12 protein-coding genes are annotated in these 15,841 nt (G+C 30.5%); 4 read left to right on the top strand and 8 right to left on the bottom strand.

The features are described from left to right. Positions 1–36: 36 nt before the first annotated feature. The 4 genes from HYG85_RS12295 to HYG85_RS12280 all read right to left on the bottom strand — a co-directional run bounded on the left by HYG85_RS12295 (position 37) and on the right by HYG85_RS12280 (position 4,931). Positions 37–930, bottom strand: a complete 894-nt coding sequence (locus HYG85_RS12295; RefSeq protein WP_202975192.1) for a sugar ABC transporter permease — start codon at positions 928–930, stop codon at positions 37–39. Further along, a complete protein-coding gene (locus HYG85_RS12290) occupies positions 930–3,014 on the bottom strand; it encodes a carbohydrate ABC transporter permease (protein WP_212693646.1) in 2,085 nt (694 codons plus the stop codon). Before HYG85_RS12290 ends, HYG85_RS12295 begins: the two co-directional genes overlap by 1 nt. 17 nt (positions 3,015–3,031) lie before the next feature. Continuing rightward, on the bottom strand, positions 3,032–3,490 hold the full coding sequence (locus tag HYG85_RS12285) for a hypothetical protein (protein ID WP_212693645.1): 459 nt from the start codon (positions 3,488–3,490) through the stop codon (positions 3,032–3,034). Between the two features lie 82 nt (positions 3,491–3,572). After that, positions 3,573–4,931 (bottom strand): sugar ABC transporter substrate-binding protein, encoded by a 1,359-nt coding sequence (locus HYG85_RS12280; RefSeq protein WP_212693644.1) that lies wholly within the window; start codon positions 4,929–4,931, stop codon positions 3,573–3,575. A 442-nt stretch (positions 4,932–5,373) separates the two neighbouring features. On the opposite strand from HYG85_RS12280, the gene HYG85_RS12275 reads away from it, so the two are divergent. Continuing rightward, positions 5,374–5,703 carry a helix-turn-helix domain-containing protein gene (locus HYG85_RS12275; protein ID WP_113673211.1) on the top strand — a complete coding sequence of 110 codons (330 nt, stop codon included), beginning with the start codon at positions 5,374–5,376 and terminating at the stop codon, positions 5,701–5,703. Positions 5,704–5,728: 25 nt separating this feature from the next. Next, complete coding sequence (locus tag HYG85_RS12270; protein ID WP_212693643.1) at positions 5,729–6,253, top strand: ImmA/IrrE family metallo-endopeptidase; 525 nt, start codon at positions 5,729–5,731, stop codon at positions 6,251–6,253. A gap of 224 nt (positions 6,254–6,477) precedes the next feature. Here HYG85_RS12270 and HYG85_RS12265 read toward each other — a convergent pair whose 3' ends face one another. Together HYG85_RS12265 and HYG85_RS12260 are read right to left on the bottom strand one after the other, a co-directional pair. Further along, complete coding sequence (locus HYG85_RS12265; RefSeq protein ID WP_212693642.1) at positions 6,478–9,162, bottom strand: glycoside hydrolase family 38 N-terminal domain-containing protein; 2,685 nt, start codon at positions 9,160–9,162, stop codon at positions 6,478–6,480. An 18-nt stretch (positions 9,163–9,180) separates the two neighbouring features. Beyond that, positions 9,181–10,056, bottom strand: a complete 876-nt coding sequence (locus tag HYG85_RS12260) for a sugar phosphate isomerase/epimerase family protein (protein WP_212693641.1) — start codon at positions 10,054–10,056, stop codon at positions 9,181–9,183. Between the two features lie 387 nt (positions 10,057–10,443). Between HYG85_RS12260 and HYG85_RS12255 the strand changes: the two genes are divergently transcribed. After that, positions 10,444–10,932, top strand: a complete 489-nt coding sequence (locus HYG85_RS12255; protein WP_212693640.1) for an RNA polymerase sigma factor — start codon at positions 10,444–10,446, stop codon at positions 10,930–10,932. Beyond that, the gene (locus HYG85_RS12250) at positions 10,925–11,974 is read left to right on the top strand and encodes a hypothetical protein (protein ID WP_212693639.1); all 1,050 of its coding nucleotides are present in this window, start codon (positions 10,925–10,927) and stop codon (positions 11,972–11,974) included. The genes HYG85_RS12255 and HYG85_RS12250 overlap by 8 nt, the downstream gene beginning before the upstream one ends. Before the next feature lie 61 nt (positions 11,975–12,035). Here HYG85_RS12250 and helD read toward each other — a convergent pair whose 3' ends face one another. Both helD and HYG85_RS12240 read right to left on the bottom strand, forming a co-directional pair. Continuing rightward, complete coding sequence (gene helD / locus HYG85_RS12245; protein ID WP_212693638.1) at positions 12,036–14,246, bottom strand: RNA polymerase recycling motor HelD; 2,211 nt, start codon at positions 14,244–14,246, stop codon at positions 12,036–12,038. A 454-nt stretch (positions 14,247–14,700) separates the two neighbouring features. Beyond that, positions 14,701–15,714, bottom strand: a complete 1,014-nt coding sequence (locus HYG85_RS12240; RefSeq protein WP_212693637.1) for a phosphotransferase enzyme family protein — start codon at positions 15,712–15,714, stop codon at positions 14,701–14,703. Between the last annotated feature and the right edge of the window lie 127 nt (positions 15,715–15,841).

Below are 15,841 nucleotides of genomic sequence, written 5' to 3'. Positions count from 1 at the left end.
TCCTGTTTATATGTATAAAATCAATACAATATATAATCAACCTTTTACCGAACCTTTTGATAAACCTGATACTAATTGCTTTTGTAGAAGCGTAAACATAATGACAATAGGTACTGCCGTCAACAACCCTCCAGCTGCAAAAGCTGGTTGATTAAGTGTTCTAAAATCATTAATAAGAGTAAATAAGCCAGCAGCCAATGTATAGGATTCTGGGCTTGTCAACAATACTTTTGGCAATAGATAGTCCATAAAAGGACCGATGAATGACCATAAAGCTATAATTGCTAACATAGGTCTCGCAATAGGCATTATAATCAATCTATATACTTTCATATTGGAGCACCCGTCAATCTTAGCTGCATCGTCCAACTCTGAAGATATTGAATCAAGATAACCTTTTAGAATAAATGTATTTCCTGCAATACCCCCACCAGAATAAATGAGTATTAACATCATTTGTCTAGAAAATGATGGAATAACTGAGGAAATAATAGAGTGCATAGTAAAATATGCTGTAATCCCTGCAAAAGCAGGAATGGTTTGAATTAACATAATAGTCATTAAAGAGGCTTTTCTCCCTTTGAATCTATACCTTGAATAAGCGAATCCAGTAAAAGAAACTATAATCAATGTTAGGATTGCACTTGTGATAGCTATAAAAATAGTATTGACTACCCATCTTAGATACAAAGTCTCTTCAAATAAATATTTAAAGTGTTTGATAGAAAAATTAAAATCTCTGTTCAGCATTAGATACTGTCCTTGAGCACCATTGAATGCTGATACAACCATTTGATACAAAGGCCATAAAATGGCTAATGACCAAAAAAGCAATACTATGTAAGAGAAAAATATTCCTATTTTACCCATTAATGTTAAAGGTTGTTTATCCGATAGATATAAATCACTTTTTTTCTTGAACATTCCCATTACAATTTCTCCTCTTTGAAAGCTTTAGAGTTCTTGAAACCAATAAAGGCAAATAGCATTAACCCTAAAGATATGACAACTGTTATCGCTGCTCCAATAGATTGATATTGATTTTCTGTTGTTAACTTAAATATATAAGAAATAAGTAAATCCGTTGTTCCAGCTAGGTTACCATATTTACTTGGATTAAAAGGTCCACCGCTGTTAAATAAATAAATTATAGAAAAGTTATTGAAATTAAAAGTATACTGTCCTACTAGTAATGGTGCTGTTTGAAAAAGGACTATTGGTAGTGTTATACGTTTCAATTTCTGCCAAGCTGTGGCACCATCTATCCTAGCGGCTTCATACAAATCTCCTGGTATAGCTTGTAATACACCTGTAGACAGTAAAAATATATATGAACTACCTAACCAGGCTTGCATCAAAATAAGTGCAATACGTGATAGATTAGGATCGTTTTTAACTACAATCTGTCTTCCAAAAATAGAAGATATTATCTCCGTTATAGCTCCATTTGGTGAAAACATGATGCTGAAAAACATTATGGTAATAAATGCAGGTACTGCCCAAGGTAATAGATAAATTGATCTAAAGATTACCTTACCCTTGATTCTTTCGTTATTGACTAGAATTGCTAAGAAAAATCCAATTAAAATCGCTAACGTAGTTGCAACTGCTGTCCAAACTAGAGTCCAGCCTAATATTAACCAGAATGCTGAACCGGCAATTCCTTCTCCCAAAGCTATTAACTTATAATTACTAAGACCTATCCAAGTAAATTTTGATTGATGTTTTGGATCCATCCCTGTAAATGAAAGTAATATAGCAGTTGTTATAGGTACTAAAACAATAAATATAGTGACCAATAGAGCAGGAAGTGATGCTATATATGGAAATCCATCTTCTGAAATGCTTGTTTTGGTTTCAAACCAGTTTTTAGGACGAATTCCCTTTATTTTATCTTTTTCCACATGATGTACATCTTTAAAAGATACATACATCAATATAATCCCAATGACTATCATAAATATTGCAATGATACCCTCAATCATGAATATCAGGGATTTATCTATTTTTCTACCTCCCTGTGCAAGAGACACAAGTCCAGCTATTCCATTACCTTGATAATTGCCGAAACCTAATGCATAAGGTATGGCAACAGCATATATAAAAAGACTTATAATAAAAAATAACATTCCCTTTATATACTGCTTATTAAGTAACTGTCCAACACCTGGGAGTAAAAAAGTTAAAAAGCCTTTATACGGAACATTATTTTCCACTTCAGTTGGCATTTTTCGCCTCAAATCTGATATGTTGGCATTTAACACCATTCTTTTTCTTTTAGAATTATTGTTAATCTCAAATTTCTTGTTCTTAATTAATTCCTTAGCATTCTTAAGAGGAATTTCATAAGATTTTACATTGATATTTTCTTTGGATTGTATTTTGAGTTCTTTAATTCCTTCGTTCAATGCTTTTTTTGAAATCTGTCTATGTTTTCTTTTTGTTTTCAATTTTTCAATATTATTATCTAATATTTTCTTTTGCTCAGTAATATAAGCCTTCAGTTCAGCTTTTGATTTGCTTTGCTCACTGGGATTAATGTTCTTTTTACTGAGCTTCGCTTTTTTCAACTCATCTTCATTTATTTCTAGATGCTCTATGATAGATGGTAATTGATCTATTTCAATAAGAGATTTTTCATATTTATAATTTGCTTCATAACTGATATCAACATAATCTTTATAAAAATCTTTCCTCTGCTCACTTAAAAATAGATTTATCTTCAGTCTTTTCATTTTATGTGAAAGATTCTTTGGTAGATTGTCTATGTACTTTCTTTCTTTTCCTTTTAGTTCTTTATTAAATATTTTTTCTTTCTCAATATATTTATCCAATTCTATTACATATGGATGCTGTTTTTTGTTTTGCTTCAGTTTGCTTATTTTCTTCAGTAAGCTTTTATCTTTTGTTTCGTCGTATTCATTATATAGTGTAGCGATTTCTTTTAGATATAGATTCTTTCTTTCATAAGCATTCCCAATATCATCGTACAAAAATTCATTTACTCTTTTCAAGTTTGATACCACACCTTTCAGGGATTTTCACATTTTTCAATAACCGTCATTAAGGATAGAACGGTGAATATCACTATAATATATAATCCAATATACATATATGAAAATACAGCAAGATTTTTCAATCCTACTACTGTATATAAAATGGACCCGATCAATAAAACAGTCCATATGAATACAAATAATTTATTGATTCTTAGCTTTACATATGCCAGATACGTATGAATACCTAATCCTATTGGGACAATAATCCTCTGAAAATATAATGAAAGATTAATTGATATATACGTATTGAAAAAATCTGCGTTCTCTAAATTTGCTATAGTATATTGTTTATTATCTTTTAGCCAGTTGTTAAACATATTTATATCTTTAACTTTCATCATAACCTCTAATGATAATAAGAAAATTATAAATCCCAAGGTTAAAATTATAATATAAAGATGTTTTTTAGGTAATTTTGTATAACCTTTCAAAGTCTCATCACCTCAATAAAAGGTAATTAAAGAGAGACTAATCATTAACCTCTCTTTAATTATGTATTTTTTATATATACACCTAGAAGTTAGTCATCATTGCATCAAATGCAGCTTTTACTTCAGCATAAGCGTCTTCAACTGTTGCTGGTTTAACTGCTGACCATGATAATATTGCATTTTCCCATGTGGACCATACTGAACCCCATTCTGTGAATAATGGTCTAGCTGGTGCAGTTTTGTAAGATTCTATAACAGCTTTTATTGATTTTTTATCCATATCTTCAAGGTCTGATTCTTCATATACTGATTCATCAACATTTTCTAAGATTTTACCTGTAGCTTTGAATAATTCAACTGCGTAATCTCTATTAACGATTTCTTCTATCATAGCTTGAGCAAGTGCCATCTTATCTTTGTCTTCTTCAATTCTTGCATTAATTCCAAGTCCCCAACCACTTTTCCAATGTGCTAATGGTTTTCCATTAATAGTAACTTGATTGATTGGTAAAATCTGAAGTTCTTCGCCATTACTAGCTTTTTCTGATAATCCTGCTGTTGCCCATGGACCTTCTAAACGAATTGAATTGTTACCACCAGTTGTGAATTCAGCGTCCATATATCCGCCTACAGCCTCTTTATCCCATAAATCTGTTCCTGCTTCATTATGCTCTTTCCAATAGTTGAATAAAACTTTGAATAGATTTTGTTGGTCCTCAGTTAATTCTGTGAATTCTTTTGTCATATCTGAATATAAATTACCTGAATCATCTTTACCTAATAACTCGATTCCAACTGAATTAGTGAAAGCAACTCCAAACCAAGCATCAAATACTTTTACTAACATGTCTCTATATTCAAGTTCACTGAATTCTATAGGTTTAGATAAATCTATTCCTTTTGCTTCTGCATTTGCTTTATTACCAAAATTAATTAATGTCTCTATATTTAAAGGAAATGCTAGATAATGACCATCAACATTAAAATTACCACCAAGACCATTGTCATAATCATCAAAACCACCTACATTAGCTGCCATTGTTTTAGCATCTAACTCTGCTAAAACTTCATTTTGAGATAAACCATAGACTCTATCTGCTGGAAATGCAAATACATCTGCAATATCTTTGTTAGTTACATCTGTTGAATCTAATACATCAAGATGATCAAAAGAACCTGTTACGTTAAATTCAATACTTGCTCCAGGGTTCTTAGCCTTAACTCTCTCAGCGGCTTCCCGATAATAGAAAAGCCAATCTTTTTCAACCTGTACAACGATAGATGCATTTATTCCAGAATTAGAATCTCCTTCTTCTTTTGATACAGCATTTTCACCACTTGTAGTTTCTTCTTTCTTGTCTTTGTTACCGCATCCAGTAAATAATCCAATAATTACAACAAAAGTTAATAGTAATGACAAACATTTAGTCATTTTTCTCATAATATTTTCCTCCTATTTTCATTCTACCTCAACTAAGTTCATATAACTAAGAAAAATACTGACGTTATGGTTCATATATCACCGCCTTCATTCTTGATAACCACTAATATAATTAATCTATGTGAGATAATTAATTACAAAATTAGCAGATATATCATTATATTTAATGAATCATAACACTTAACCGTTTAAGTAAATTTAAATAAAGTAACAGTTGCTTTATATGATTATCTAAGGCAACCGTTTGCACTATATTATTAATATTACTCATTTTTACTATTTTGTCAATACTTTGTATTAAAATAATTCAATACATTTACTATAATAAAGCTTTTGCAAATTGACATCACTCATAACGTGTATTATAATACTATTAAAGGATAAATTACTAAGAATTTTATTATGTGAATGTTTATTCAATTTCATGTCAGGAGGGAAATTTATGACATTAGGAGAGAAAATAAAATATCTGAGAAATGAACGAGGCTTGTATCAGCGTGATTTAGCCAATGCATTGAATATTGCAGTAACAACAATTTCAGGATATGAAAGAGACGACAGAAGACCTAATCCTGAGACATTAAAGCAAATAGCTGATTTTTTTGGTGTTACAATTGATTATCTTGTAGGAGGTAAAGAATCTTCAGTAGATTATCTTGAGGAAGAATTTCCTGAAGGAATAAAAGTATTAAGACGTGCTACAAAAGAATTGACACCAGAAGCCAGAGCAAAAATGGTTAAGTTGATGAAAGCTTTTTTGGAGGACGAGTAATCATTCATAAGGAGGAATCGTTGTAGTGAATGTACCTAAGAAACCTAGATATGAATATGCCAAACAAGTAGGAAGAACATTTTTGAAAAGCCTTAATATAAAATCTTATCCTATTGATCCTATTAAGATTGTATACCTTATGAAATGGAAATTCGAAATTGATGATTTATGTGGAGAAGAAGGCTATACCCTCTACAACCCTAAAACAAAAAATTATTGTATAATTATTGATAATGCGCAAGGTATTAAAAAACAGAGGTGTAAATTTACTATTGCTCACGAGATAGGTCATATAATCATGAATCATTATACCTCATTTGATATCAGCTCATTAACAGATGATGATTTTCGTATATTGGATTTGGAAGCTGATATAGTGGCTGGTGAAATCCTCATGCCTTATATCTCTATCAGAAAAAATCTGAATAGAAATATATTATATCTTGCTAATAAATTTGATGTTTCCTACAGTGCTATGGAAACGAGATTAAAATTTTTAGATCTTTATAATCTATGTTATAAGAATAATTCTGATATTATGTCCAAGTGAAATTCAAATATTATTTAACAATTAATATGGACTAAACCTAAAATCTTGAAACAGACTATTGATTAAAAGTGGCTGTCTCACAATACATTTTATCTTATTCAGCATAACAAGATAAACTTTCTTTAACGGTAAGGGAAGGTTACTAAAAATAATGTATTGTGAAACAGAACCACTCTTAGTCTTTTATTTATAATACTAATACTTATAGATTTTTTGCTATTTGCCTATTTTAGAAATAATGTTTTAAATTCGCTACCTTCCAAATTCATAGAGACTTTCTCTGTGTTCTCCAATTCTGTTTTTACTGTAGTCTCGTCTAACATTACTTCTGACACTACTCTTTTTTCCATATCAACAAATCGAATCTCATCTTCCAAAGAATCTTCAATATTTCCATTGAATACTCTTAAAATATATCCATCATTCTTTTCAGCTTTTTTGAATGCACTTAATATTGCATTGCCTCCATTAAATTCTAATAGAGAATAATTGTCTTTTTTATTTCTATTAACACTTTTATTAAGAATAAAATACTCAAAATTATTTTTGAACTCTGCTGCTTGATATGCTTTCAATGGAGTAAAAATCTCTTTTGATAGTTTTGATAAATAATTTTCCTTATCATCTGTATACAATAATACAGAAAAATTAAATTTCATTTCCTTCAACAATTTAGCATCTGGAGTCTCCCATTCCATACCTGATGCTCTACCTGGTCTATCTAATAGATTCCCTTTACCCATATAAGGGACTGACCTGAACATTGTAACTGCTATTGTATCCAGTTTTTCACCAACGATTTGATATTCTCTGACACAATCAGTTATCACTGCTACTCCATAATCTCCATTTTTTAAAGTTACAAAACTTTGCATTGGCTCTAAGGTTCTAGGCTTTTCAACCCAACCTTCTTTTTCCCATATCTCAACTTCTTTTAAATATGTTGGTCTTTTGATACTACCAAATTGCTGATCTGCTATAGATAACTCTGATTCAATTTCTGTCTTGAATAAGATTCTCATTCTATGCTCAATAGCTTGATTATCCATAGTTACATTTATATCTACTTTTCTATCTCCATCTTTGATAATCATATCTACTTTTAAAACTACTTCACTATCCAATACATCATTTTTTCTGGAAATAAGATTTTTTGGTATTCTCATTTTCATGTTAAATGAAACTTTTTGAACTAGAGGATTTTTTTCTATAGAAACATCAGATATATCCGTAGAATCAGTATAGTAATATCTATCTTCTCTAGGCTCTGAATAATCATAAGTATCTCCGTCATCACCACTGTCTTCTACCTTAAAGAAACCTTTTATTTCTTTCTTTGTTTCTTTATCAAAAATTGTTATTCCTTCTTCTTTTGATATTTTTACTTCAATGAATTCATTCTCTATTATTTGATTATTATCATTATCCTGTGAAGAAATTTCCGATACTTTTCCCAATTGCTTGAAATATAAAGTTTTATATCCCATTGAATCTATATCTTTAACGTGTAAATACATAGTAGTCTCATATATCTCTACCTTATCTTCTACCCATTTAGGATTATAATCACCATTTACTCCTACTTCACTTATAGAATCGTTATATATCTTTTCTGTAACATTCTTGCTATCTATTATATAATGTTTTTGCTCTTCCCCTTTAGAATCCATAACCTTGAAGTTTGTTCCTGGAGTAAATAATGTTACCTTCATAACATCACTTCTCTTATATGGAAGGTAATTATATACTTGAAATTGGAATACATCTTTTTCTGGTATACCTTGCCCAATAAGCCTTGCCACTATTTCAAAGAGATTATCTGCTAGATCATTTACTCTTTTGTATCTACTTTCAATATCCCTATTTACTGTATCTGAATTGCACATTCCTATACTGTCATGTGCAGCATTTTCAAACATCAGTTTCCACATTTCCTCTATAGCTTTATGATTATATCTAATGCCTAAACTATAAGCTATAGTACACATTGGTTCAATTATATTAACAATCTTATTTTCTGTTTTATTATTTAATATTTTCAAATCAGCTCTATTAGAAAATATTGATTTATGTACTCTGCTCTTTTGCCCAAAGGTAAATTCTCCTTGGAATGTAGGTATATTACCATTCTTGATACCCTCAGCTTCTAACACCTCTAACGTATTATATAGATTGTTGATTTCTACGTCTAATCCTTCTTCTCTTGCTTTTTCTATGATTTCTAACAAATCTTTTCTAATAGGTCTTTGATCTTGTCCGTTCATAAGTAAGATATGGTTGCTTGTTGATAGTGGTAATAATTCATCTATCTTACCATTGAAATATTCTATTATTTCATCTTTTTCTCGTGGAGGATTAATCATATTTCCATAATCTACTATGTTATGAGTAAATACCTTAGAGTCGCCTGGTCCTTCCCAATAAAATTCCGCTTTATCTATTTGCTTTTCTGATTTTCCTCTTCTAAAAACACATTTATCAATGTTGAACCCATTATATATTTGAGGCATTTGAGCTGATTGTCCAAAACTATCTGGAACATATCCTACATGCATTGTATTGCCAAGCTCTTTAGCTCTATCCATACCATAATACAAATTTCTAACTATAGATTCGCCGCCTATAACCAAAAGATCTGTTTGTGTATACCATGGTCCTATTATTAACCTTTCTGTAGAAATAAGCTCCTTGATTAATTCCTCATCCTCAGGATAGTATTTTATATAATCATCAATAATAGATACTTGTGCATCCAGTAAAAAATATTTGAAGTCATCGTTTTCCTTTAGGTAATCCATTGCTTCTCTAAAATTGTGTAGTGAAAACATTAATGATTTTGATGATACAAAATACCACTCTCTATCCCAATGAGTATGGGGCATAACTGAAATTTTAGTTTGTGTCTTCATACAAATGTCCTTTCGCATCTATTTTGCTAAACTTAACAAGTATTCACCTATCTCTACTGAATGTTTTAATGCAGTTTCTCTGAGTTCAATAGGCATTCTATTTGTAAAGTTATGTATTTCATATGTGAAATCATATTGATACTTGATTTCCTTCAAGGTTTTCATAAGTGGAGCCCAATCTATCTGACCGTAAAAAGGTGCTACATGATCATCTCTTTTGCCTGAATTATCTGCTACATGAGTAGCCGCTAATCTTTTTCCTATCTGCCTTAACGCTTTGTTTTGATCAATTCCCATTAAGTTTCCGTGACCGAAATCCCAACATATACCTACTGATGAATCATTAATACTATCAACAATATCAATTAGTTCTTCTACAGTTCCTGTATATCTTCGCTTTCTTTCCACAGGAAGCTCAAAAAGGTTTTCTATAGCAATTCCTGTCCCTACTTTTTTAGCAAGTTCTATGTGTGGAGCAAAATACTCAAGGTTGCTTTTTTTAGATTTCTCTGCTGAAAAACCATTATCATAAACGGTACCTGCATGGAATACAACCCACTTGACCCCTAATTTTGCAGACCCTATTATAGCTCGTCTAACAAGTTCTTCACGCCAAGGACGATCTTCAATAGTCATATCACATACATTGTAAAATGCTGAGTGAGATTGAGAAAATTCAATTCCAAGCTTAGAACCTAATTCACCAATACTGTCAACCCATTCTTCCCAATTATCAAATGTAAGAGGCATCCCCTCATTTGACATATCACAAAAGTTAATGTCAAGCACCTTATATCCTGCCTTTGCACAAGCTTTTATACACTCTTCAAGTGTTATTTTATTTTGAATACTTTGATACCTATCCATAATATTAGTTGATGTTGATAATCTCATCATTATCCCTCCTTATATCAGTTGCATAACTATTATATTTACTATTTTGTTGAAACATGAATAAATACAGAGTTGAAAATTACTTTTTGTAAGTATACATTATTGCTAAATATAATAATAGGGATTTTTTTGCTCTTATTATGGGTTATTCTGCTTTTTTATTTACTCTTCTCTACATATGGATATTTATGGACTTGATTAGATTTCTATACTTTCTGTGGTAATATAATATAAAGTATCTATTACCATAAATTGCTCTTTTGAATGTTCATGATGTATATTAGTCATCATTTTGTATTGGTTTTAAATTAAGTCTATATTTTTTTTGATTTCTTGTAGCTTTTTGCATAGGTAAAGGGTATTAATAGTGAAAGGGGAATTTAATTTATGGAACCTGAATCATTACGTACGGATGATTGCATAGACAATGTAGTAAGATTTTATTCAGATATGGTCTATCGTTTGGCATTCTCCCAAATGAGAAATAAAAGTGATGCTGATGACATATTCCAAGAAGTATTTTTACGATATATAAATAAGCATCCACACTTTGAAAGTGAAGAACATAGAAAAGCATGGTTGATACGAGTCACCATCAACTGTACTAAAAAAATTTGGGCATCTTCTTGGAGTAAAAAAACAGCGCCATTAGATGATACTATCATTTTTGAATTAAGTGAGGAAAATGATTTGAACTATGAACTTCAAAAGTTACCAAAAAAATATAGAGCAGTAATACACCTGTTCTACTACGAGGATTTGAGTATTACAGAAATAAGTGAAATTTTGAAACAAAAACCATCTACTGTAAGAACACAGCTAACCAGGGCAAGACGCAAGCTAAAAGAAATCTTAAAGGAGGATTATGATGTTTAGAGAAAAATATAATCACATGAATAAACAGATTTATCCATCACCAGAACTTGTTAATAAAACAATTAGTTCAGCTACTTCAACTGTATCAAGTAAAAAACAGCATAAATTATTGTTTCGCAAACCAATAATTATAGTAGCTGTTCTTACAATTTGCATATTTACAACGTTACCTATATTGGCAGCAAGAATACCTTCTGTTTATGAATTAATGTACTATCTTTCTCCCAATGTTGCACAGTTTTTTATGCCAGTTCAAAAATCTTGTGAAGACAATGGCATCAAACTGGAAGTTGTTGCTACTTATATCCATGAAGACAAGGCAGAAATTTATATTACAATGCAAGATCTTACAGGAGATAGAATTGATGAAACCACTGATTTGTATGATAGTTATTCCATTAATCGTCCTTTCAATAGTTCAGCCACTTGTCAGCTTATTGGATATGAAGATACTACGAAAACCGCAACATTCCTTATCTCTATGACTGAATGGGGAAACAAAAATATTACAGGAGACAAGATAACCTTTTCAGTAAGGGAGTTTATTAGTGGTAAACACGTATACGACCAAATACCATTAGATATTGATCTTTCAACCATAAGAGTGGCATCTGAAACTAAGGAAGTTGAAATAATTGGTGGTGGAGGAAACTTTGAAAAATTCTTATCTGATGAAGATACCTCAAATGTACTACTTCCCTCTCAACCAATGAATTTCCCTGTTGAGGGTATAGACTTTACAGGTATTGGTTATGTGGATGATATGCTGCATATTCAAATAGGTGTTACTAATCCATTAAATAAAGATAATCATGGATTTTTTACCCTAAAAAATAAAAAAGGGAATGAGATTAAATGCGATTATAATGTTGCATTTACCCATACTTCTGATGATGGCGAACGTATAAATTATATGGAATATGTATTTGATATTTCACAAGCTGAAATAGAACAGTATTCTCTTTTGGGAGATTTTGTTACTAGTGGTCTATTTACTAAAGGGAATTGGCAAGTAACATTTCCTTTAGAATCGGATAAGTAACGTATAATAGTAATTATTAATTTAAAAAGGGTCTACGCTCATAGTCGTAAACCCTTCTAGCCTATTTTAACAACTCACTACATTCATTCACATAATATATTCTTAGCTCATGTAATGCCCTTGTCATACATACATATAACAACATTCCATCCAGTTTATTCATTTTATAATTATCTTCTCCTCCACCAGGAATAATAACACAATCAAATTCTAATCCTTTTGCAAGATAGGAAGGTAACAATACAATTTGCTGACTGTACTCTGATTCTCTGTCCTTCAACCATTGAACATCAATTCCTTTACTCGTCATTTGATCATATATTTTTTCACACTGCTGATTATTTTTACCTATAATTGCTATAGAATTATACTTATCCATAAGTTTATTTATTTCTGTGGCAATACAATCTACTATATCTCCATAACTATCTTTTTTAATTTTTTCAACTTGTGCCCCATGCCTTAGTACTGGATGTGCTAATATAATATTCTCATCTTCTACCTTTCCAATTACTTCATTAGCTGCATTCATAATCTCTACTGTAGTACGATAACTCTGCTGCAGATACTTTATTTGACATTGATCCTTGAATACTTTTTGTTTGACATCTTCCCAATCACTAGTACCTCTATGATAGTTAATACCTTGGGCAATATCTCCAAGTATAGTGAACGTAGCTTCTTTCATTATATCCCTTAATATATAATATTGGAAAGTTCCAAAATCCTGTCCTTCATCTATTACAATGTGCTTAGTATTTGATATATTCTTAGCTCCTATTAATTTATGTTGTAAATACATGAGGGCTGGCAGGTCTTCTATTTCAACCATTTTATTTGTTCGAATATTTTTGGACATTTCTTTAAAGTAATCCATTAAATATTCTTTATCGCTAATAAGCTTATTAATAAATTTATCTTTTATCAAAAACTTCTCATAATATTTGAGTATTGATTGTTTAGGCTCTTTCAGGTAAGTATTCATGAGTTTTATGAAATTCTTTTTCATGTTTTTTATGCGACTCTGTTGCTCCAGATGAATTTTTTTAATCTCTTCATTTTGGTTGCTTATGTTTTTTTCATCTTTTTCAAGATTGATCTGTCTCTGGTTTATAGTTGCATATATATTGTCTTCTATATCACTTTTACTATTTTCAAATCTTGTAGTCATTAATTTCTTAACTAATTTTATACTTTTCAACACAGAATATCTTTTATAATTCTCATGAAATATTCTAGATAATTCACTTGCTTCTATTATTAGAACTCCTTCAAATATCAAATCATCTTTAGGAAGTATTTCGTTAATTATTTCATCAACGAATTCTTCAAGTATAACTTTATATTTCAAGTCAGTTTTTATACGAGATATAGCTCTTAAGGATTCCACCAAATTTTTATCACTTTCATTTTCAATAATTTTCTTTAATTTATCATCATCTTCACTTATAGAAAAGTGTTCTGCTACAATATTTTTTGTTAGGTCCTCCATAGTCGTTTGTTCTACATCTTCAACACCTAATTCTGGTAACATATCCTCTATATATTGTAAAAACAGTTTATTGGGTGCAATGATCATGAATTCATGGGGTCTATATCTATGCTGGTACGTATAGATTAAATATGCAATTCGATGTAATGCAATAGTAGTCTTCCCACTTCCAGCAACACCTTGTATAATTAGCGATTTCGTCAAATCTGCTCGAATGATTTCATTCTGTTCTGATTGAATCGTCGAAACGATATCTTTTAATTTTGTATCCTTTTTATCTTCTAATGCTTCTAAAAGCATTTCATCTAATGCTGATACATCAATATCTGTTATTTTTTCCAAATGTCCATTTTCAATCTTGTAGTTTCTTTTTAATGATAACTCCCCACCAATATTACCTGCTGGACAATTATATTTAACACTTCCAATATTACCATCATAATACAGGGTAGAGATTGGCGCTCTCCAATCCGTAATAAGCATGACTCCATCTTCATCACTATCAGTATCCATTAAGGATGCTTTACCTATATAAATATTTTCTAGCTTATCTTGATTCCTTTCTCTAAAATCAATTCTTCCAAAATAGGGATTATGAGCTGACGTTTCAAGCTTTTTCATCCTCTGGTTATCCATATATACTATCTCTGCAATAACATCCTCATTTAATACAGTATAGGTTTTATTACTTAACAATACTATTTCCTCTTCAATCATTTGTTTGATATATTCTAATCTTTCCGTTTCTTCCATATAATCCTTATGCATTTTAGCTTCCATAACTTTTTACCTCCATATCTATTAATTTGAATGTATCTCTTATTCTATAGAAAAAGAAAAAAAATACTAGACTTATAGTTTGATTTGTGTTATAGTATTGAATACAAGTTTACCTAATTTTAGAATTGATATTATTTATAAATTGCAATATATATTATTGCTTTGTGACCTTAAATTTTATTATCTAAGTATAAAAAACCACAACAATTTATTCGCTAAATTGTAGTGGTTTTATTATTTGAGGAAATTCTCTAACCCCCACACCTCAATAATGACCCCAATAATAGTTATTTGTGATGAAAAAAATGGGATAAAAGTGGTAAAGGAATAGACAAAATAAGCCTAAGCAATTAACTGTTTTTAGTTACTACTTAGGCAATAGATTATTATTATTTTGACTATTTTATTTATCTTTCATTAACATTATAAAAATCATATTAAAAGAACGGGTTTATCATTCATACAATCCTAAATATGGGATATCATTTTCAATATTTCTAACCTGTTCCATTAAATCTTCATCAAATTTCACTTCACCTTCTGTAACTGTTAAGTATCTTAATTCATCCAGAAAGCCTTCCATCTCTACGAATTTGAGAAAAAGAGGTAAAAGTTTTAATTGGGAATCATTCAGCTTTCTAACAGAACGATAACCATCCAGTATATGATCAAATATTTCTTCCATTCTAATTCTACGCTTGTTAGTATCTTCTTCAAACATTACCCAACCTTGGGACGCTCTCCATGCATCTGCAAGTTCGTACATATACCAACAATAACCACTATCATCAAAATCAAATAAGGTTATCTTCCCATTATCATAATCAATGTTGTAATTTCCATCTCCAAAATCTCCATGAATTAGTCCATAAGTCTCTTTTGATATATCCAGAGATTCTAATTGACAAATTAATTCATTAAATTTCTTTTTTACTTTTATGAGATGGCCAGGTAGATAATTTTGTATCAATTTCTTCATGTGGGTTACTATATCATGCCTTTTCATCCCTTGATGTGGGACATAATTTTCCGAAGCATTATGTAATTGACCAATGAGCCTACCACAATTATAGTGGTGCTCACTTAAAGATTTTCCTTCAATATACTGATAACCTCTGTCACATAGTTGTTCACCTTTTGCAACTTCAAAAATGACATAATTAATGCTATCAGATTCAAAACTAAAACTATTTACAAAGCTACCATCAGAAGACTCTATAGGGATAGCAACTGAAACATCAGATGCATGTAAATGTCTGATGAACCTAATTTCTTCAAGCAAAGCATTCCTATCTCTATCTGGACGAATGGTAAGCCTTACAAAAGCTTTTTCTAAATCTGATACCAAATAAAATACTAGATTTTGACCCCCCTGATGACCTTCTAGTTGTTTCAACGTCACATTGGGCAAATCATAATTTAAATTAATTGACTGTTCAAGTGATTTGATTAATTGATTTCTGCTCATATGAGCCTCCTTTGATTCATTATTCTTAATTCCTTAATAAACTTACTATTAAGGTAGCTGAATAACAGACCAAAGTTATTCAAGTACTCTTTATCTGTTATTTATAGCCACCCTTACTAAAATGCTA

Source organism: Vallitalea guaymasensis (genome assembly GCF_018141425.1).
In the GTDB taxonomy this organism is placed as follows: domain Bacteria; phylum Bacillota; class Clostridia; order Lachnospirales; family Vallitaleaceae; genus Vallitalea; species Vallitalea guaymasensis.
The sequence above is the reverse complement of the archived record's forward strand: the minus strand, read 5'-3'. Positions and strand labels throughout refer to the sequence as shown.